Raw genomic sequence first — 21,024 nt, forward strand, 5'->3', positions numbered from 1 at the left:
TAACGGCAGTTAAGGCAATGCAGGAAATTGGTGTGAAAAAGACTACTTTTTATAAACTAGTCAGAGAGTATGAAGAATCTTTATAGTTAACCTATGTAATAGAAGAAACTCATTTCATATATGAGATTTCCAACAGATTTGGAATACCTTTTATAAACAATTTTTAGGATTGGCCCTTTTATTTAGGAACATTTCTTTTTAATCTACTAAACGTTTAAGTAGGCAGTTCTTGAACGTAATCTTATTCATGAACGTTCTGCAGCAGGGCGAGTGGCGGCTAAAGCAAGGGGTCGTCTTGGCGGGCGTCCAGAAAAATGCGGCGTGAAAGAAATTGAAATGATGAAAGCCCTTATTGATGGTGGCACACCAATTAAGGATGTGGCGGAAAGATGGGGAGTTTCTCGAACAACAATTTATCGCTATTTGGAACGTAAGTAATCAATTAATACAGATTATTGTTACTGTTAGACACGACACAGGACGTTCATTGTAGATTCTTTCTTGAATGGCAGAAAAGGAACGAGACAGAATTCTAAAAAGGCAGCGTGAAGGAATTGATGTTGCCTTGCAAAAAGGCACAGTTTTTGGTCGACCAATGATTACGGTTATTCAAGAGTTTAAACAAGTTTATAATCAGTGGAAATCAAGTGAGCTAACAGCTGTGAAGGCAATGCAGGAATTTGGCGTAAAAAAGACTACTTTTTATATGTTAGTGAGAGAGTATGAAGAGTCATTATAGTTTCTTCCTATATTAATAGAAGAAACTCATTTCATTTTTGAATAATAACCAAATGAGGATGGTTTCCATTTTGATTAGGGACTATCCATCTTTTTTACTGTTATCTATTTAATCTAAACGACTTGCCTTATTGTTAGATAAATCTTTGGCACAACGTAAGAATACTATTTTGGATGATCGCTAATCTAAAGATTTGATAATCTCCACTTTATTTGTTTATGTTTTGGTAACGCAAAACTAGTAATGCCTTGAACTTTTTGTATTCCTACCACTTCCTTCTCTGCTAGTTCTCATAAATTGAGTTATTTCTTAAGGATAGAATATTCTGTAAAATACAAAAGACGATATATTTTAGATGTAATATTAAAATCAATGATATTAAGCGAAATTGAAAAAGGGGTGTTAAAATGGTGAATATTATTTCATTTGTAGTCCAACCATTAATTAAAAAAACCGTGGAATTGATAAGTACTACTTTAATAGATAAATGGAAGATCAAATATAAACTTAAAAAGATAAAAACATTTCAAAAGGAATATGAAAATACATTTGTCGACTCAAATATTTTTCAAAAGTTTTTGAGAGAAGAAAAGAACGGGCTTTTAATATTTAATTATGTATTTGGAGCTACATACAGGTCCATAGCTAAAGATGCCTTTATAGAGCACCTTTCTAAACTAGCAATAGAGGAGATAAATCAATATAGAAAATCTGTGCAGCTAAAAGAAATAGAAAATCAACCGGTTGTAAAACAATACCTTAAAGATTTGATTACATATCTAGAAGAATATAGAGATAAAAGTTTTAAAACAAATGAGATGAATATCTTAGCTAATATTCAAAATAGTATTTTAGAGAGCAATGAAGGTCTAAAAGAATACTTTGAAAGAAATTTATTTGAAATTCACCAAAGAGCTTACTTAGAAAAATATACTGATGAATATTTAGAAAAAATACTGGATCGAAATATATTAGATTTAGGTAAAAGATATAACTCAGAAGCCAACGTAGAAACAGATTTTAATGCTGTATTTGATTCGTTAGTAAGTGACAATAAAATTTTTGAACGTTTCAATGTGTTAGTAGATAATTTACAAAATTGTATCGTTAATTTAAATATTATTTTGAATAAGTATAGAGAAGAATTAGAGATTAAAGATTTGTCTTTTATTGAAAAGATTTCAAATTATTTAAAGCAGATAGACTGTAGTAATAAAGTGTTTTATTTAAAAAATAGTTTGAACAATTTCACAGAAGAGATTAGTAGCTTTATAGGGGAAGTTGAAGGAATAAGATATAAGCTATATGAAGAATCTAAAAAGAGCATTAGAGAAGAAGTCATAAGTTCAATCAACCAAGTAAATAAATATGAAAGAGACATAAATGATTGTATATACTTAGTTAAACCTATATTAATTAATGAACCATATGTGCTGATATATGGAGATGCGGGAATAGGAAAATCACATCTATTAGCTGACAATGCTAAAAGAATGCAAGAAGCTGGACATAATGTTTTTTTATTTCTAGGTCAACATTTTAATACGCTTGACCAACCTTTCAAACAATTATTCGATTTGATTGATTACAAAGGTTCTATAGAATACTTTTTTAAAGAATTGAATGATAGAGCGAATAAGAAAAATAAGAAAACTGTAATTATAATAGATGCTTTAAATGAGGGAGCAGGTAAATATTTTTGGAAAAATTATTTGTTGAATTTTTTAAATTACATTAAAGAATTTGAAAATATTGCAGTAGTCTTATCAGTTAGAAGTAACTATGTAAGAAGCGTATTACCTGAAAATATTGAGCAAGACTTTCCGTTACATAGATTAGAACATAAGGGATTTAAGAATTTAAGTTTGGAAGCATTAGATCCTTTTTTCAATTATTATAAGATAAATCCAGTGGTATTCCCTTCTTTAGAAAATGAGTGCTATAATCCTTTATTTTTACAAATTTATTGTGAGGCAATTCAAGAAGAATATGTAGGATACAGAGGTTGGAGTATAGTTGAGGTATTAGAAAAATATATTGCAAATATAAATAGTAGATTGTCACTTGATCAAAGATTTCCCTATTCAAATTCATTAAATTTAGTGGATAAAATCTTGAAAGAAATTGCTACAATTTTTATTGAAGGTGAAAGTCCTTATATTGATTTAAATCAACTTTATGATGTATTAGATCGTGTAGCGAGTCCATATACAACTGGTTATCGAGAGTTAATCTTAGGGTTAGAAGAAGAAAATATATTATCAATTAATCCAGAGTATCGTGGTGATGGTTTAGTCTATTTTGCTTATGAAAGATTTGCAGATGTTTATATATCCCTAGTTTTATTAGAAAGATACCAGGAAAACAAAAAACTTTTTGAGGAAATATTATCATCTGACAACCCATTTTATTACGGAGTTTATGAGAGTCTATCAATAGTTGTTCCCGAAAAATTAAAATTAGAATGGCTAGATTTAGTTGACAGTGAACTAATAACTTTTGATACAGCAGAATCATTTGTTCGAGGGATCTCATGGAGAAATGTGCAAAATATAAATGAAGGAACTCTCTATTGGATTAATTTATGTCTTAGTCAAGGAGAAATAGATTTACAAAGTTTAGTATACGAAAGATTGTTAAAACAGTCTTATATTATAGAATCGCCATTAAATTCAGATTTTTTATACGATAGTATTTATCCATTGACAATGTCAAAAAGAGATGGAAGTTGGACTATATCTATAAATAATAATTCAGAAGTGCCCACGCGACTTGTAGAGATCATTCTAAAACAGAATCTAAGCTTTAAACACTTCAAGTATGAGAATTTTGAGTTGTTGTCTACAACCATTATTTGGCTATTTACATGTACAGACCGAAAACTAAGAGATATTTCTACTACGGCTCTAGTAAAACTATATATTAATGAACCGTCGATTATTTTAAAGAATATTAAAAGGTTTATTGATGTAAATGATCCATATGTATTGGAAAGACTATTTGCAAGTGTGTATGGTGCAATTTTAAGAATAAATGAAGTACCACAATTAGAGGAAATAATTGATATTATTTATGCTAATATATTTAAACAAAAAGAAGTTTATCCGAATATTTTAATTAGAGATTACGCAAGAAGTATTATTTTATATGCTGCTAATAAAGGATTTATTGATCTTGAAGAATACGAAAAAATTAATCCTCCATATTCTAGTAACTGGTATGAAAAAACATATACATTACAAGATATAGATGAGAAGTTGAAAGAAATGCAACAAATATCAGAAGTAGAGTATGGTGGATTTCATGTGATAATTAGGTCCATGACGACTGAATATGGAAGAGGTACTGGTGTATATGGAGATTTTGGAAGATATGTTTTTGGGAGTGCCTTATATGATTGGAGAAATCAATTTAACGACCAAGATTTAAGTAATATCGCTACAATGAGGATTATCGATCACGGATATGATGAAAATATACATGGGTATTTTGATAGAAATTTAAGATATTATAATAGACATGAAAATCTAGTAGAGCGTATCGGTAAAAAATATCAATGGATTACTCTATATGAATTATTAGCTAAATTAACAGATAACTATCCTATTTATAAAGAAATAAAGACATATACTGCTGAATATGAGAAATACAAAGAGTTACACAATCAAAGAATTTCTGAGCATATGCTTTTTAGCTCGCAATCAGAGGAATATATAGATTTAATAGATCAAGAATCTGAAGTACCTTTAAAAGAAGAAGAACATTTTCTAGGGATCGAAAAAGAATATTACAAGAAATACAAAGGCCCATGGGATCCATTCTTAAGGAATATAGATCCTAGTTTATTAGATTATCCACCAGAAAAAAATACTCGTAATTTGACTAAGTCCTATCTGCCGTACAAACCAAATAAAATGTGGGCGCAAAGTAAAGAAGAATTTAACAGTCTCTCTGATTTTACATTTATTGAGTATGATGGCAATAAATATGTATCTTTAGCACAACTACTGGCTCAAAAAAGGGATAATGGTAAAAAGTTTGTTGATAAAGATGAGTTTTTTGTAAAGACAAAAGCGATTTTCTTACCTACAATAGAGAAAGAAAAATACATTGCTTTGAAATTAGAAAAAAAAGGAGATATTAGTGTTTCTTGGGCAAATGCGTATAGTGTATATGCATTTGAACTATATTGGCATCCCTCCTTTTTAGATATGTTTTATAAAAATGAATTTCAAGATATTGAATGTGAAGAAGCTATTTGGGAATATTTATGGGAAACGAATATAAATCCTATTTCTGGAGAAAGAACTTCATGCAGTTACCTTCTACCGAATGCTAATTTAGTGAAATTTTTCGAACTAAATCAAACTTCTGAGGGAATATGGAAAGATATTGAGGGAAATTTAGTTGCATTTGATGCTCAGTACATGGGATATGAAACTAACTTGTTATTTAGACAAGATTATTTAGAAAAATATTTAAAAGAAAATAATCAATCAATAGTATGGGATTTTTATATGGAGAAAAGATCTGAGCGAAGTAGAAAAGACGAATGGTTCATATGTTGGAATGATAATGGAAATGAAATAAAATATACTATATTAGATGAACATAAAGAATTAGAAATGGAAGATAGGTATTAACTAGTAAACTGCTGCTTTAGGGAGAGGTATATATTATCCTCTCCCATTATATTTTAGGATTTTTACAACTTTAAAGTATTCTTTTACCTCATTTTCTTCACTTCCAGAACTAAAGGGCAGCTAACCATACCAGTATAACTCCTACAACACTATCCAACGAAACCCTCATGGATCAAAAACAATGATAATAATTAACCACTCATGCGTTATTATAGGTACATTCATATCTCATAATAAATTATCTTTGATGACTGAATAATTCAGGTTTAACTCTTTCAATCTCCACTTTAATTTGACTATCGAACTTTGAACCAACTAAAGTCTTCGCTTTAACAATACTATTAATATCAATATTCCTAGCACCAATAAAATTAGCCTTTACAAACGAAGAGTTGTCGAACTCTGCTCCCTGCAGGTCTGCCCCTTTTAGTATTGCACTTTTAAAATTAGAGTTTATTAATCGTGCCTTATTCAAATCAGTATCAGTTAAATTTGTCCCCGTAAAATTTGTTTCATCACAAAAAATATTTCTCATTTTCGCTTCCTTTAATGAAGCACCTGTTAAGTTTGCATTCTCCAGTTTTGCACCTTTAAAGTCTGATCCATTCAGTAAAGCAGAATGAAGATTAGATCCTTCCAACACAGCTCCCATTAATTTACTATTAATAAGCTTTACGTCTTTAAGATAAGCATCTTTTAAATAACACTTCGAGATATTAATTTTTATAACACCATTTTTGTTTAATCGGGTTATATTAGCAATTATTTTACTCGTCGCCTCTTCCCTAAACCAAAATCTAACATCTTCAATATTATCATGATATTCCTCTATTTTTCTTTTTTCATTGATACGATCTGTAAAATAATATAGCATTATTCCAAGAAATATAAAATCAAATACTGAGTTATGAAGATTAACTAAAAAACCTTCCCAAAAAGAGGATTCCTGATATATGCTCTTGTGTATAATAATAGGGATGTAATCATACGAAAGTGTAAGGACAACAGTCATAATTGCTAATAGAACTAAAATCGAAATCATTACTGCTAATTCATTTTTAAAAGTTCTAGAGAATATTTTCCCCATTCAAAAAACTGCCCCTTATGATGTTTATTTTTAAGTACCACCAGAATAATAAATTCTAATATTCAAATCACTAAAATTTAACAATCTATAAAGAATCATAAAAAACCGCCAAATATAAAAATCTGGCGGTTTTTTAACTTTGTTCATGTAAGTGCTAAAAACCCTTGAAGCCTGCTTGTTTTAAAGAATTGAATTAATTCTTTAAAACAAGCAGGATTCGAACCTGCATCTTTCTGAAAGAATTTCAGAACGCTCTAACCAAACTTAAGCTATTGATGTACCAAAATTATACTATTTAATATATTACTTTTCAAGCTTGTTTAATATTTTCCTCACTATCAATTTTTAAGGCCAAGTATTTATGTAAGCCATAGCTATCATCCCCATTCAATTTGGTTTTTTAGGTAGAAAAAGAACCCTTCCATTGCCCCTCCTCTACCGGTGACCCTGTGATAAAGTTCGGTCAACATCAGTTTCTAATTAGATAATATTAATCATAAAATAAATTATTTTTTTTACATATTTCATCGTACGTTCATGTGCTTCCTCCGGGGAATAAAAAGCGCGGTTATTTAACAAATTAGAAAACATCCCTTGCCAAACTAAATTGGTAAGTTCATTTAATTCTTCCGCTTTTTCTTCAGTTAAGAGGCCTGTTTTAACAATTCCCCTTAGGGCAAACCGTCCACGAGTTGAGATATTTCTATCCAATATTAGTGGGTGTAGTGCTTCGGGTACTTCTAGTAAATCAGCAGGATAAAGCTCATAATAGTGAACCAATAAATTTTCAGGATGATCACCTAAGTCCATAAGGAAAACAGCATTAAAAATATCTGGACTATTATATGAGTATTCGCTAAAACATTCCCAGGCTACTATGTATTTTTGTACAGGGTCGTCTACCTTGTTCATCTCACTTACAACTTTTGCTTGATAGGGTTTCAAAAACTTAAAGGATGCAAAAAATAGTAGGTGAGAGAATTCGTTAAAATAATTATAAATAGTTGCACTATTATAACCGGCCCTTTCTGCGACACTTCGAATCGTAACTTGCTGAAGTCCCTCTGTTTTTATTAGTTCTTCCGTCGCGTCTATAAAATACGTCCACATTCTTCTTCGCTTAATTTCTTTATTATTCACGTAACCCACCTCACTTTTTTAGAAAACAGGTAATTTTCAGAAAATATATTGATGTTGCAATTATACCATGATACAATAGCGAAGAAACAAGAAATAATCATGATTAAATTTTAGTCGTGATTAATAAATAGATCGCAAAGGGGAAATTAGATGGAGTAGGAAAGAGTTATTTACTAGTCTTTTAGAATGCTCTGGGGATACTTCAAATAACAATAAAAAGATTAAAAGAATAATGTAATACCATAGATTCTCTTTGACGCAAACAATGAGACTAATAGAAAAGCTTTCATAACTTTGGAGTAGATTTTGTAGCTTTGAAAAAAAGTACTATCAAAATGGATTCTCCGCTTATGACGATAGGAGGAATTTTTTTGATTAAGTTAGAGAAGGTTAGTAAAGTTTATGCTGATGGATTTCAGGCTTTAAAAGAAATAGACCTTATATTTGAAGAGGGAAAGATTAATGTATTAATTGGTCCTAGTGGATGTGGAAAAACCACAACCATGAAGATGATCAATAGGTTAGCTGAACATACTAGCGGAAAGTTAACTATTGACGGAAAAGATATTAAAGAAATCGATCCAATTGAACTTAGGAGAAGAACGGGGTATGTAATCCAGAGTATCGGTTTATTTCCACATATGACAATCTATGAAAATGTTGCATCAGTTCCCAAGCTATTAAAATGGGATAAAAATCGTATCAACGATAAAGTGGATGAGTTGTTAGAAATGGTTCATCTTGACCCAGAAAAATACAAACATAAATATCCCTCCGAACTAAGTGGAGGTCAGCAACAGAGAATAGGTGTTATTCGTGCTCTTGCAGCAGAACCAACGACCATTCTTATGGATGAACCCTTCAGTGCTTTGGACCCTATCAGTAAAGAAAAACTTCAAGAAGAGCTTATTCGTATTCAAAAAGAAATTAAAAAAACAATTATATTTGTTACACATGATATGGATGAGGCTATTAAAATTGCAGACGAAATTATTTTAATGAAGGATGGCGTTATTGTTCAAAAGGGAACACCCGAAGAATTACTAACTAATCCTGCAAATGAATTTGTTAAACAATTTATTGGCCAAGATCGACTGCGAAATAAGAATAAGAATCTACTGCCTTCGGTAAAAGAATTCGTCCAATCTGATTTTCCGACAGTTACTATGCAGACTACTATAAAAGATGCAGTTGAGACAATGCAACGGAACAATATTTCATATCTTCCAGTGCTTAATGATGACAAGCGATATATTGGTGTAATTAGTCTCTATAAAGCGTTAGACAAAAGCACAAAATTAGTAGAAGAAATAATAGAGAATCAATCTCCAATATTGGAAAACACTAAAATTAGAAGTGTTTTTACAAAAATAGAAGAATTAAATCCTGCTATTTTGCCAGTTGTTTCGCATGCGGAGAAGTATCTAGGTGTACTAGATAGACACACCTTATTCCTTGCAATGAGTCAAGTCATTGGCAGTAAGAGTGGTGTTTGATAAATGAATGTGATTACAGATTACATTGAATATTGGCAGGATAGATATGATTCTATTCTTGCGTACGTTTTACAACATATTACAATATCATTTGTTGCAATAGTGCTAGCGGTAGTCATTATCATTCCATTAGCGATTTATATGACCAAAATGAAAAATGAAAAAGTGAAGAATGCCATCTTTAGTATTTCGAATATTTTGCAAACTATTCCTACGATAGCTATGTTAGCATTAATGATTCCTTTTCTTGGTATTGGGTTTAAGCCTGCAGTTGCAGCACTGTTTTTATATGCTGTGCTGCCATTATTACGAAATACTTATTCTGGGATTAAATCGATTGACCAAAGTATTGTAGAATCAGCAAAAGGAATGGGTTTTAGTGCTTTTCAACGAATTTTAATAATAGAGATGCCGTTGGCGTTTCCTTATATAATGTCGGGAATTCGCACGACTAGTGTTTATATAATTAGTTGGGCGGAATTAGCTGCTGTTGTTGGTGCAGGAGGGTTAGGGGATCTCATTTTAGCCGGAATAGGATTTAATGATAAAAAAATGATTTTTACGGGGACTATTCTTTCCATATTAATAGCATTATTCTTGGATGTTGTACTTGGAAGAGTGGAGAAAAATATTTTGAAAAAGCATAAAGGGGGATCAACAATATGAGGAAATCTATACTTGGTAGTTTATTTTTTATACTCATTTTAATTTTAGCAGCTTGTGGTGAAGAGGAGACTTCCGCCGATGGTGGAAAAGTGCTTCAATTTGGAACGCAAACAAATACAGATCCTAAAATTATGGCACAGATAGTGAAGTTATTGATTGAAGATCAGACTGATCATGAAGTAGAGATTACGGAAGATATTCAAGCAAGTCCACAAATTATGACTGCACTTGAGAAGGAAGAATTTGACCTTGCAGTATTGTATTCGGGCGAAGTATATAATAATCATTTTGACGATGATCAAGTAGAATTCTCAACAGAACCAGCGAAAACACTGGAACAAGCACAGTCTTTGTTTGGAGAAAAGTATGATTTAAAATGGTATGACAGCATAGGATTCAGTAACCAATACGGTATTGCAACCCAACGTGATTTTGCAGAAAAAAATAATATAACGAAGATGTCAGACTTAATTAAATATTCTCCAGACTTGACTATTGGTACAGATACGTCTTGGCTTGAGCGACCAAATGACGGGTATCGTGCTTATCAAGAAATGTATGGGTATAAATTCGGTGACGCAAAAGGTATGCAAGTTTCTTTAATGTATCAAGGTATAAAAAATGATCAGTTGGATGTAGTTACAGCCTATACAGTAGATCCTCAAATAATAGAATATGATTTAAAGCTGTTGGAAGATGACAAAAACTTCTTCCCGCCATACGAGGCATCTCTCGTAGCACGAAATAAACTCATTAAAGAATATCCGGAAGTTGCGGAAGTACTAGATTCAATCGTAGGTTCAATTAGCACTGAAGATATGACTCAACTAATGTATGAAGTAGATATTGATGGTAGTGATACAGAAGAGGTAGCTAAGAAATACTTACAGGAAAAAGGATTGATCAACTAATCAAAAAAGGTGATTGCACATGGAATTTATTCAGTATATTGGTGAAAATTTTACTGACTTATTATCATTAGCAGGTACGCATATATTGCTGGTGGTAGCTGGAATTTGTTTAGCATTAATTATAGGTTTTCCACTAGGGATTATTGCAGCCAAATTTGAAAAAGTTGCCCCAGTGATACTTTCATTAACAAATGTCCTACAATTGATCCCTAGTATCGCAATGTTAGCAGTATTAATGCTTTACTTTGGATTAGGAAATCTAACGATGACTATCGGCATATGCCTATACTCTTTGATGCCAATTGTTCGAAATACGTATGTTGGAATTAAGGAAGTAAAAGCAGGAATTTTAGAAGCAGGAGTTGGAATTGGTATGACATCAATGCAGGTTCTAACAAAAGTTCAAATTCCTTTATCCATTCCTTTTTTGATGACTGGCTTACGGGTGGCTGTTGTAATAGCGGTTTCCGTTGCCTGTCTTGGTCCTTACATTGGCGCAGGTGGTCTAGGTGTTGAAATTGCATCTGGTATTAATACACTAGATACAATGAAGATTTACTCCGGTGTAATCCCAGCTGCGTTACTTGCGATTATTGCTGACTTTGTATTGGGGAAAATTGAGAAAAAGACTAAAAAACGATTAGCATAAGAAAAATAGGAAGTAAAAGGGTGAGAAAATTGGTATTCAATATAAAAGATTCCGATACACGAACAGTAAAAACAGACTTTCCAAGAGAAATTACGCAAATTGATCATATATGGATTCCAATGTCTGACGGAATAAAATTGGCTGCAACCATTTGGATGCCAAGAGATGCAGAAGAGAATCCAGTACCTTGTATTTTAGAATATATTCCATATAGAAAAAATGACTTTACAGCGATAAGGGATTCTATTCGTCATCCATACTTTGCTGGTCATGGTTATGCATGTGTCCGAGTGGACATGCGAGGTTCAGGAGATTCAGATGGTATATTATACGATGAATATTTGAAACAAGAGCAAGATGATGCAATAGAAATATTGGATTGGATTGAAAAGCAAAAGTGGTCAACGGGTTCAATTGGTATGATTGGAAAGTCTTGGGGTGGCTTCAATGGACTACAGGTAGCTGCAAGACAACATCCTGCTTTGAAAACAATTATTACATTATGTTCTACAGATGATCGTTATTCAGATGATGTTCATTATAAAGGTGGAGCTTTACTAGCATCGGACATGCTCTGGTGGGCATCGACAATGTTAGTTTACAATGCACGTCCCGCAGATCCAAAGCATGTAGGAGATAGTTGGCGAGAAAATTGGTTGGAGCGCCTAGAAAAAACACCACCTTTTGTGGAGGAATGGATGCATCATCAGCGTAGAGATGAGTTTTGGAAGCATGGCTCGGTTGGTGAAAATTATAATGACATCAAAATTCCTGTGTATGCAGTAGGTGGATGGGCAGATGCTTATACAAATGCGGTATTTCGCTTGATGAAGAATTTAAAAGGGCCAGTAAAAGGTTTGATTGGTCCGTGGGCACATGAATATCCAGAGGTAGCAATTCCAGGACCACAAATAGGATTCTTACAAGAATGTCTACGTTGGTGGGATCATTGGTTGAAAGGCCAAGAAACTGGAATTATGGACGAACCAAACTTCCGAGTGTATATGCAAGACGCAGTTCCTCCTAAAACAGATTATTATACTCGACCTGGAGAGTGGATTGTGGAAGATGGTTGGACAACGAAAAATGTTAAAGAAAAAATATATTTTTTAGGTGACCAGGAATTAATTGATCAATCTAGAAATGGATTGGAGCACTTGAAAACGCATCAACAGCATGGTCTTTATGCAGGTGTCTATTGTCCATTTGGGCAAGAAGGGGATATGGCTTCTGACCAAAGTATCGAAAACGGTCTTTCCACAACATTTACTAGCGAGGAACTAATGGAGGAAGTAGCTATTTTAGGTTTCCCAAGTCTTCAGTTAAAGTTATTATGTGATAAAAAGCAAGCGAATCTAGCTGTACGTCTAAGTGATTTATCTCCAGAGGGAACTTCGAAGTTAATCACATGGGGTCAATTGAATTTGACTCACCGAAATAGCCATGAGTTTCCAGAGGATGTACCGATTAATGAAGAAATTATAGTAACTATTGAGCTTGATGCCATTGGATATAAAATGCCTAAGGGTCATAAGCTTCAGTTATCTATTTCTCCAACGAATTGGCCACATGCATGGCCTTCCGCTGAGGAAGCAGTAATTCATGTTATTAAGGATGAAGAATCTAAGTTATTATTACCTATTTATACGAAGACTGATAAAGTACAAGAAATTCGACCATTTGAATTCCCTGAAACTGCGAGAGTAATGGAACGTGAAATATTAAGAGAAGCCGGAAGAACAAGAGAAATTAGACATAATACCATTACGAATGAATGGATTTTAGACGACTTCTCGGATGAAGGTTGCCGGCGTTTGCCATATAACGGGATTGAATATGGAAGTGAAAATCGTAATATTTATAAAATAGTAGAGGGAGACCCATTATCTGCGTACGTTCAGTGTGACTGGACATTAACAGTAGGTAGGGAAGAATGGCAAACTCGACTAGAATCATCAAGTACTATGAAATCAGATGAAACAAAGTTTTATATTACAAATCATTTAAAAGCTTTTGAAGGTGAAGAAGTAGTCTATGACGAATTAAAAAATTTCGAAGTGGAACGTGATTTTGTTTAATAATTTTTAATAAAGAGAGCTGGAAAAGAATGTGAATTCAATAATATTACTTATCGTTGGTATTAATGTGATATATATGACACTCACAACTTTACGATTAATATTAGTCATTAAAGGTTATCGGGTAATAGCATCATTTTTATCAATGGCAGAAGTATTTGTTTATTTAATGGGTTTGACAATGGTATTAGATAATCTAGACAATCCATTAAATATTGTGGCATATTGTATAGGATGGGGTCTCGGAGTATACCTGGGTAGTATTATTGAAAATCGATTAGCACTTGGTTATGTCGTATTTGAAGTAATTGTAGATTCATTAGAAATTGAGCTACCTAGTCAAATTCGTGTAAAAGGGTATGGTGTAACATCATGGATTGCAGATGGAAAAGATGGAAAAAGACTTTGCATGAAAGTATTGGCGAAGCGAAAAAATGAACAGAAATTAAAAAATTATATTACTTCACTGTGTCCAAGAGCATTTATTATTTCATATGAACCCACTAAATTTAATGGTGGGTTCCTTGTGAAATTAACTAAATAAGTAGGTACGAGTCTTTATTCGCTGAAATTAGAATAGATAGGCTCTGCTAGAAAAAATCACCAACCACCTGTTATTTTTACCATAAAAAGTCAATTACATCCACAGGGGCAAAGCTTCGTAACTTTTTTATAAACGTCGTGACTTTATTTTAAACATCGCATCTTTTTTACAAACATCGCGACTTTGTTTTAAATCCACACAACGCATTGCATTCGTATACTGTTCTCTCCATCTATAATAGGTTGATCTTGGAACGTTTAATAAGCGACAGATTTTTGTGATGGTCATTGTTTTCTTCAGTTCTTTAAAAGCTTGTAACGCTATTCTTGGTACCACTTCCTCTCCAACTCTTTGTACTTTTTTAAAACCTCAATATGTTGTTTTAAATAGCGATTCTCCGCTTTTAACTTCTCCATTTCATTGACGTTTTCCGGCCCCTTACCGAAGGTATATTGTTTACCCACTGGTTGTTGAAAACGGTGCGTTTCACCGTTTCGATACCATTTCATCCAATTTTTTAATTGTGTTTTATTTTTTATGTCGAGACGCTCCATCACTTCAGCTACTGGGACACCTGCCAATCTCAAACGTACTGCTTCTTCTTTTACTTCAACCGGATAACTGATTCTTGTACCCATAGTAAAAACACCTCCAAGTTGGATTTAGGCATTGTATACCCGAATTTCAACTTGGAGGTGTTTTAATTTGTCTCAGCCTCTGGGGTCAGTCCCCTCGCCGGTGGACCTTTAACCTTGCCCCATTTAAGATTTATTTAATTTTAAGGTATTGTTTCGTAACAAGTGTAAGTCTGATATAAGAGAACAGGCTCCTCTAAAATTAGATTTTTTAATGCCTCAATGCTTGTAATAGGAGAGACATAATATTTGATGTTTCTCTCTAATTCCTTAATAAGTTTGTCATTTTGCACTTTATTAAAATCAACAATGTCAGTCTTTTTTCCATTCAGATCAAAGTCAAATCTCAAACGAATATTTCCATCTGTGTATATAGGGTTTGCCTTTTCATTTAAGTCTTTAATTATGTATCCCAGATTAAAATAATAACTTGATGAGTAGCTTGATTTTTGTAACCCAAGTACAACCATTATTTCTTTACTTTCTAAATAATAATAGCTACCTCTTTTTTGCATTCCGTTAGAAATAACTATTTCATCTACAATTTTTTTAAACTCAGCAGTCTCCATTAGGATTCTGGCTTTGAGGCCCTTGCTAATAAGATCGAAGTGCCAGTTGAACCAGGTGGTGCAACGACTACCCATCACTTACTGAAATTTTGTTTGACACATGCAATGAATAAAGTATTGATACATAAAGTACTTCACCCTAAATCCTCCTAACACTAATTGATTTTTAGAATTTCCCTTAATTGTAATCTACATTCAGAGTAAAGCAGCATTCATAGACAGTTAGTTCTATTAATCACGAATGGTGTTTTTGGTACAAATGTCCTAGTTAAACTTCTATTCCTCGATACGAGTCCCTAGTACTATCTATCGATTTGATTCTATTAAAATCGCAATAATTGATAGAATGTTTTTAATTTTCATTCTTTTTGCCAAGTTTAAAATGTATTGCATTCATAACTTGATAATTTATTACAAAATTTCACCCATCCACCTTTGAAAATATGCTATTTTCCACAGGTTTTCGTGCTTTATTGACACGTACTTAAAATATTTTTTAGTTGAATGGGTCAATGGAATCACATGGAATTCCCCCAATTCACACTGTTCTAAGGAGTAGGTATAATACGAATTGTAATAATTTTCAGACAGAAGGGAAGGGGCTGTGATTTAGAAGAAATAATATTCTCGGGCAAGATGGCTCTAATGCCAAATTGAAAAATGTAGGAGGAATTTTGTTGAAATCAAAATTGTTAAAGCGCACTTTCTCAGTTCTATCGCTTTTTACGCTTATGCTACAATAATTTCGTTACGATCTTTACAAATTCTTAGCAAGAAAGAGGGAGCCTATGAAAGAGAGAAAATATCGTTGGTATAGCAAAACATCGAAAACTTCAACTGCCATTGCTTTATCATTGGGTTTACTTTTCTCCTCCGTCCAGTTTGGGATCGGACCTGTTTCGGGTGCAACTGGTAAATCAGCAGAACAAATCTTAGCATCGCTCACCCCAGAACAACAAGCGGCCTTAAACCAACTCGAGATGACAGAAAACTATGGCTTGCAGGGATTTTCAGATGAAGATCTGAAATCAGACAAAGACATTTCTGTTATCGTACAATTTAAGTCCAAGCCAGGAAAAGTAGCTGTATTAGAGGCCGCTCTGAAAGGCAAAAAAGTAACCAAACAAAAAGCCAACGAACAGGTAGATCAAGAACATTCCACATTCCAAAGTGATCTGGAAAAAATCTTACCTGCTGCCACTTCTACTTCAGAAGTCAAAAGTGCAGAACCTTCTTATAAAATCACATGTTCCTACAAAACTTCTTATAACGGGGTGGCTCTTACCCTTGCTGCGAACCAAGTAGAGACGTTGATGAAATCGGAAGTGGTCCAATCCGTACACAAAAATATCACCTTTACGGTAGAGCCCCCTTCCATCGCACAGGAAGAATCTAATAACGCTTCGACGCAAGCGGCTAGTGTTCCCCTTGTAGGAGTAGACAAGCTTCATGCGGAAGGAATCACAGGGAAAGGCGTAAAAGTAGGGGTCATCGATACAGGGGTCGACTACAATCATCCTGATCTAATAGATGCCTTCAAAGGTGGCTATGACTTTGTCGATAATGACAACGATCCGATGGAAACCACCTACGCAGATTGGAAAAAGTCAGGTAACCCGGAATTCAATAGCGGAATCTCCTACTACACGGAGCATGGGACTCACGTATCTGGAATCATCGTCGGTCAAGCTAAAAACGATAGTGAAGTCTCTGTCAAAGGAGTCGCTCCAGATGCTGACCTCTATGTGTACCGTGTCCTTGGACCATATGGTAGCGGTACTTCGGAAGCCGTAATGGCGGGGATCGACCGAGCTGTTGCCGATGGCATGGATGTCATTAACATTTCCTTGGGAGCAGGAATTAACGATCCATACTATCCAACGAGTACAGCCGTGAACTATGCGGTATTAAGTGATGTCACTGCCGTGGTGGCTGCGGGTAACTCAGGTCTTAACTCTTACACTCTCGCCTCTCCTGGAACTGCTGCACTCGCTCTCACCGTTGGAGCCAGTGATGTATCCATTTCTCATTCGTCCATGAAAGGGGCGATCGGAACACTCAGTGGGCTGGAACTGCGTAACATGGCAAAATCCTTCACTGATAACCTATCTACTCTAGAAGGGAAAAGTTTAGAACTAGTAAACGTAGGTCTTGGTGGTAACGCGAATTACACGGGCAAAGATGTGAATGGCAAAATCGCTTTCGTTGCTCGGGGAACATATGCATTTGCAGATAAAGTTGAGTTTGCGAAACAACATGGCGCGGTGGCTGTCTTAATGTATAACAACGAACCTGGCCATATTCCTGCTTACTTGGGAGAAAATCAAAACTTTATTCCTACTTTCTCTCTTACTCAAGAGGATGGACTCAAGGTGAAGGAGCAACTAACTGCAGGAAATAAATCCTTCACATTTAGTAATTTAACTGTAACCAAAACACAAGGGGACACCCTAGCTGACTTCAGTTCTCGTGGACCAGCCAAAAGAACCTATGACATCAAGCCAGAAGTCACCGCTCCTGGAGTCAGTGTGTTGTCTTCTGTACCCGCTTACATCGGGAACCATGACGCACCAACCGATTACAAATATGCGTATGCTCGTCTCTCAGGTACTTCCATGGCAACGCCAAATGCGGCTGGTGTAGCAGCACTCTTATTACAAGTCAATCCAACGTTACAGCCTGAAGATGTAAAAACAATCATGATGAACACCGCTGATCCACTGAATGGTTCCTACAGTGTATTTGAAGTGGGAGCAGGACGCGTGGATCCTTATCAAGCCGTCCATACGGGGATGAAGATTCAAGTACAGGATACGACCCTAGTTCCTAACGCTGATGTAATCACTACTATCAAAGAAAAAACAGGTGGCATTGCGTTTGGCACTCATTATGCAGGTGAAGATCTTAGCGTTACCAAAAAGTTGAAATTTCAAAACCTAACTGATAAAGTAAAGAATTTCAATTTGAACGTTCAGTTCCAAGCGGTGAAAGGTAGCCTAGATGCCGTAGCCAACCAGGTTCAAGTGAAATTCCACCCAACCTTAACAGTGGATCCAGCTTCTACCGAAAGTCTACATGTTACCATCGAAGTACCTAAAGCTGCTGCTGAAGGAATTTACGAAGGTTACCTCTTAGTGACCAACCAAGAGGATCAAACCGAGCAATATCGGATTCCATTTAGTGTTCGTACAGCGGAAGACAACTTCAAAACACTGGATATCGGAGGTAGTAATATATTTTCCCCAGCCTACTATCGCTATGATCACTATGGCGAATTTAATAGACATTCTTTGGTATCTGCGCAAATGAACTTGAAAACACCGATGAAAACCATGGACATGATCTTAGTAGACCGGAAATCGGGGCAAGAGCTTGGTTTCGTTGGACGACACAATCTGGTTGGAAAAAACGTCGATACAACCTATTTCCTAGCTATGTTTAATGGAAACTACTATCCGTTTACAGCCGATGGAATCTCTACAGAAACAGCACAAGCAAAACCGGGGCAATACCAACTGAAAACGATTACGACTACTGAGGCTGACAAAGTTCTTACCAAATCCTTCGATCTATTAGTAGATATTGATTTACCTACTTTTACAAGCTCATTGGATCAAGAGTCTCCGATCCTTGAGTACAAACCAGGTCAAACTACTTATCCATTTGAAGTGCAAATCTATGACAAAGAAATTGAAGCGGCAAAACAAGCAGGGATGGCAGTCGACCAATCCAAAAACCGGCTCTTGCCGTACTTCAACAGTCGATACCCTTCCAGCCCTGTCCGTTTGGACACAGCGGGAAAATGGAAAGAAGAAATACCGATGGATGAAAAAACTCCGGTCCTAAGCTTTAAGATGGATGGATTTGATGGAGGTGGGAACATAGGTGGAAGGAAAGCCTACTACTTTGTTAAAGAAGGTACTCCATTTGCTTATGGAACCAGTAAACAAAAATCGATCGCATTAGGGGAAACGATTACCACTACCCTCACACTGGACAATGTACAAAAATTAAAGTCAGCCACTTGGAATTTGTTAGACTCTGACTATTATGGTCCTAAATTTGGCACTCAACTAGAAGTGGTTGAGGCAAAACCCAATGCAGCATTAAGTGAGTTTGGTGAAGGAACAGTAACCGTTACCTATACGAATGGAAAACCATCGATCAAACTAGATGTAGCGTCTACGAAAGAAGTTTCTGGCAAAATCCCTGCTGTAGACGTAACTATTAAGGTGAAAGATACTGCTTACACTACAGTAGCAGGATTTAATGCAAAGGTTTCTTATGTGAATGAAGCGGGCACATCAACAAATCTCTTCTTTGCACCATTTTCTTGGAACGTCACCCCTACGTTCTCTGAAGCATTTGGCTACCTTACAGCAGAAGGTTTTAGAAAGTATGCATCTGGTCAAGTTATCATCTGGGATAAAAAAGATTGGGTTCAAGCTGGGGCTAAAGTAATCTTTTCCGATGCTATGGGTAAAGTCTACGATGCAACTATAAATAGCAGAATCCAACCAGAGTTCCTTGTGACTAAGCTTCCGTTAACCGATCAACTATTTACCAAAGAAGTACACCTACCCGGGCACTTTATTACGATACAAAAAAATCAAAAAGTTGGCTTCTTACGCAACGGTGTGTGGTATGGGCAATATATGTACATTGACAACAAAGAAGCAGTAGCAGGTGATGTAAACCAAGACCAAGTAATCGACATTTACGATGCACTGGTGATTCAAGAAGCTTGGGGCACAAATAAACGCGAAGCAGATATTAACTTTGATGGTATTGTTAATGCAACAGACATCGGATTTGTCAAAACCAACTACTTAAAAGTAAATCCAGATGTAGAAAACACGCCAAAACCTGCAGATAATGTGAAGAGTAAAAGATTAGATGATATTTTAAGAGAACTTGGAGTTACACCTTAATTCAATTTGCTTTGGGAGTCCTGATCAGATCAGGACTCTTTTTTTTTATCATTTTAGCTCTTATTTGGACTGATAGCATGGTCCACAATAAATTCTGCCATAGGCTTCAAACGTTTCATTAGACTCTAAACGTTGACCGCAATCTGAACAACTCTCCCTATACACATTTGGGTTTTTCAAGTAAGCACTAACCATTATCTTTCTACTTTGAAGTAACACTTTGACGGGCAGGTTAAGATTATCTCCTACAGAATAAGGAATTACACTGAAGATATTAAAGGCCGCAAAGGAGCTTATTCGTGATTATTATCCATATAAAATGCTTATTTTGAGATCCAACTTCCTTACTAAACAGAAAAAAAGATTCAGGTCGAATTCAAAAAAATACAAATGACGATAAAAAGAACTTTTTCATTACCCTAGGTTCTTATAAAAGTTTCACAAACATTGGTTACAATATTTTGTTATCATTTTATATATCTTGAAAAAAAAGAGAGTTATTATTACCTACTTATTCCTCTGTTGAATCGGGTGTATTAAATTCAAAAATTGTACGGTTTGTTGTGAATATAGAAAACGGAACTCAGTCTTCGCAGGCTTTGCATGTATATGAGGTGAAACTAAGAAAGTATCCAGGGTTCAATAATGAAATTATTTATCTTGGTGGTTATAGACTAATTTGCGTTGTTGAACAAGGTTTAATTGAACTAAACAATCTTAATGCAGAAAACGAAGAAGATGCACTGAAAGAAATCACTGAAATGATTAAGAAAAATCATAGTTATAAGTTTGTCTAAAGAAATGTGAAAAAAGGAGAGACCGAATGGGTTTTTTTTTTATTAATCCAACTTCTTTGGACAGAAGAATTGCTCATAATCTATCTAGCCATGGCATAAGTAAAGCCCAACCGCTCAATGGTGGAAAGGCTTTTTTTGT

Annotated in this window: 16 protein-coding genes and 2 pseudogenes; 11 read left to right on the forward strand and 7 right to left on the reverse strand. The window is 34.7% G+C overall.

Annotation, left to right across the window (positions count from 1 at the left end):
- Positions 1-222: 222 nt before the first annotated feature.
- The 3 genes and pseudogenes from C8K15_RS09540 to C8K15_RS09550 form a co-directional block, all read left to right on the forward strand.
- Positions 223-438, forward strand: a pseudogene (locus tag C8K15_RS09540) (helix-turn-helix domain-containing protein); the annotation flags it as partial.
- A 67-nt stretch (positions 439-505) separates the two neighbouring features.
- A complete protein-coding gene (locus C8K15_RS09545; protein ID WP_199224090.1) occupies positions 506-739 on the forward strand; it encodes a hypothetical protein in 234 nt (77 codons plus the stop codon).
- A 407-nt stretch (positions 740-1,146) separates the two neighbouring features.
- Positions 1,147-5,382 (forward strand): NACHT domain-containing protein, encoded by a 4,236-nt coding sequence (locus C8K15_RS09550; RefSeq protein WP_108586182.1) that lies wholly within the window; start codon positions 1,147-1,149, stop codon positions 5,380-5,382.
- A 238-nt stretch (positions 5,383-5,620) separates the two neighbouring features.
- On the opposite strand, the gene C8K15_RS09555 is transcribed toward C8K15_RS09550, so the two are convergent.
- Both C8K15_RS09555 and C8K15_RS09565 read right to left on the reverse strand, forming a co-directional pair.
- Complete coding sequence (locus C8K15_RS09555) at positions 5,621-6,469, reverse strand: pentapeptide repeat-containing protein (RefSeq protein ID WP_108586183.1); 849 nt, start codon at positions 6,467-6,469, stop codon at positions 5,621-5,623.
- A 480-nt stretch (positions 6,470-6,949) separates the two neighbouring features.
- Positions 6,950-7,609, reverse strand: a complete 660-nt coding sequence (locus C8K15_RS09565; RefSeq protein ID WP_233260429.1) for a TetR family transcriptional regulator — start codon at positions 7,607-7,609, stop codon at positions 6,950-6,952.
- A 371-nt stretch (positions 7,610-7,980) separates the two neighbouring features.
- Here C8K15_RS09565 and C8K15_RS09570 point away from each other — a divergent pair, with 371 nt between their 5' ends.
- The 6 genes from C8K15_RS09570 to C8K15_RS09595 are packed head-to-tail and all read left to right on the forward strand — an operon-like array spanning position 7,981 to position 13,953.
- Complete coding sequence (locus tag C8K15_RS09570) at positions 7,981-9,105, forward strand: betaine/proline/choline family ABC transporter ATP-binding protein (protein ID WP_108586184.1); 1,125 nt, start codon at positions 7,981-7,983, stop codon at positions 9,103-9,105.
- A 3-nt stretch (positions 9,106-9,108) separates the two neighbouring features.
- Positions 9,109-9,771 (forward strand): ABC transporter permease, encoded by a 663-nt coding sequence (locus C8K15_RS09575; RefSeq protein ID WP_108586185.1) that lies wholly within the window; start codon positions 9,109-9,111, stop codon positions 9,769-9,771.
- A complete protein-coding gene (locus C8K15_RS09580) occupies positions 9,768-10,682 on the forward strand; it encodes an ABC transporter substrate-binding protein (RefSeq protein WP_108586186.1) in 915 nt (304 codons plus the stop codon). Before C8K15_RS09575 ends, C8K15_RS09580 begins: the two co-directional genes overlap by 4 nt.
- Before the next feature lie 19 nt (positions 10,683-10,701).
- Positions 10,702-11,331 (forward strand): ABC transporter permease, encoded by a 630-nt coding sequence (locus tag C8K15_RS09585; protein WP_108586187.1) that lies wholly within the window; start codon positions 10,702-10,704, stop codon positions 11,329-11,331.
- 20 nt (positions 11,332-11,351) lie between these two features.
- On the forward strand, positions 11,352-13,409 hold the full coding sequence (locus tag C8K15_RS09590) for a CocE/NonD family hydrolase (RefSeq protein ID WP_369973722.1): 2,058 nt from the start codon (positions 11,352-11,354) through the stop codon (positions 13,407-13,409).
- Between the two features lie 31 nt (positions 13,410-13,440).
- A complete protein-coding gene (locus C8K15_RS09595) occupies positions 13,441-13,953 on the forward strand; it encodes a DUF2179 domain-containing protein (RefSeq protein WP_108586188.1) in 513 nt (170 codons plus the stop codon).
- 126 nt (positions 13,954-14,079) lie between these two features.
- Here C8K15_RS09595 and C8K15_RS21350 read toward each other — a convergent pair whose 3' ends face one another.
- From C8K15_RS21350 to C8K15_RS20115, 4 genes and pseudogenes are all read right to left on the reverse strand, one after another.
- Entirely contained in the window at positions 14,080-14,289 is a 210-nt protein-coding gene (locus C8K15_RS21350) for a helix-turn-helix domain-containing protein (protein WP_108586189.1), read from the reverse strand.
- Positions 14,274-14,591 (reverse strand): helix-turn-helix domain-containing protein, encoded by a 318-nt coding sequence (locus C8K15_RS09605; RefSeq protein ID WP_108586190.1) that lies wholly within the window; start codon positions 14,589-14,591, stop codon positions 14,274-14,276. The genes C8K15_RS21350 and C8K15_RS09605 overlap by 16 nt, the downstream gene beginning before the upstream one ends.
- Positions 14,592-14,731: 140 nt before the next feature.
- A complete protein-coding gene (locus C8K15_RS09610) occupies positions 14,732-15,157 on the reverse strand; it encodes a DUF4304 domain-containing protein (RefSeq protein ID WP_108586191.1) in 426 nt (141 codons plus the stop codon).
- A 5-nt stretch (positions 15,158-15,162) separates the two neighbouring features.
- A pseudogene (locus tag C8K15_RS20115) lies at positions 15,163-15,231 on the reverse strand (VOC family protein); the annotation flags it as partial.
- A gap of 714 nt (positions 15,232-15,945) precedes the next feature.
- Here C8K15_RS20115 and C8K15_RS09615 point away from each other — a divergent pair.
- On the forward strand, positions 15,946-20,088 hold the full coding sequence (locus tag C8K15_RS09615) for a S8 family serine peptidase (protein WP_108586192.1): 4,143 nt from the start codon (positions 15,946-15,948) through the stop codon (positions 20,086-20,088).
- A gap of 60 nt (positions 20,089-20,148) precedes the next feature.
- Here the strand turns inward: C8K15_RS09615 and C8K15_RS21355 are convergent, their stop codons facing one another.
- Complete coding sequence (locus C8K15_RS21355; protein ID WP_146173650.1) at positions 20,149-20,283, reverse strand: LIM domain-containing protein; 135 nt, start codon at positions 20,281-20,283, stop codon at positions 20,149-20,151.
- A gap of 368 nt (positions 20,284-20,651) precedes the next feature.
- Between C8K15_RS21355 and C8K15_RS09625 the strand changes: the two genes are divergently transcribed.
- A complete protein-coding gene (locus C8K15_RS09625; RefSeq protein ID WP_108586194.1) occupies positions 20,652-20,885 on the forward strand; it encodes a hypothetical protein in 234 nt (77 codons plus the stop codon).
- The last annotated feature ends 139 nt before the right edge of the window (positions 20,886-21,024 follow it).

The organism is Paenisporosarcina sp. OV554 (genome assembly GCF_003058165.1).
Classification (GTDB): domain Bacteria; phylum Bacillota; class Bacilli; order Bacillales_A; family Planococcaceae; genus Paenisporosarcina.

Coding starts and splice junctions, on each gene's coding strand:
- C8K15_RS09545 (WP_199224090.1), top strand. CDS start 506: ATGGCAGAAAAGGAACGAGACAGAATTCTAAAAAGGCAGCGTGAAGGA.
- C8K15_RS09550 (WP_108586182.1), top strand. CDS start 1,147: ATGGTGAATATTATTTCATTTGTAGTCCAACCATTAATTAAAAAAACC.
- C8K15_RS09555 (WP_108586183.1), bottom strand. CDS start 6,469: ATGGGGAAAATATTCTCTAGAACTTTTAAAAATGAATTAGCAGTAATG.
- C8K15_RS09575 (WP_108586185.1), top strand. CDS start 9,109: ATGAATGTGATTACAGATTACATTGAATATTGGCAGGATAGATATGAT.
- C8K15_RS09580 (WP_108586186.1), top strand. CDS start 9,768: ATGAGGAAATCTATACTTGGTAGTTTATTTTTTATACTCATTTTAATT.
- C8K15_RS09585 (WP_108586187.1), top strand. CDS start 10,702: ATGGAATTTATTCAGTATATTGGTGAAAATTTTACTGACTTATTATCA.
- C8K15_RS09605 (WP_108586190.1), bottom strand. CDS start 14,591: ATGGGTACAAGAATCAGTTATCCGGTTGAAGTAAAAGAAGAAGCAGTA.
- C8K15_RS09610 (WP_108586191.1), bottom strand. CDS start 15,157: ATGGAGACTGCTGAGTTTAAAAAAATTGTAGATGAAATAGTTATTTCT.
- C8K15_RS09615 (WP_108586192.1), top strand. CDS start 15,946: ATGAAAGAGAGAAAATATCGTTGGTATAGCAAAACATCGAAAACTTCA.
- C8K15_RS21355 (WP_146173650.1), bottom strand. CDS start 20,283: ATGGTTAGTGCTTACTTGAAAAACCCAAATGTGTATAGGGAGAGTTGT.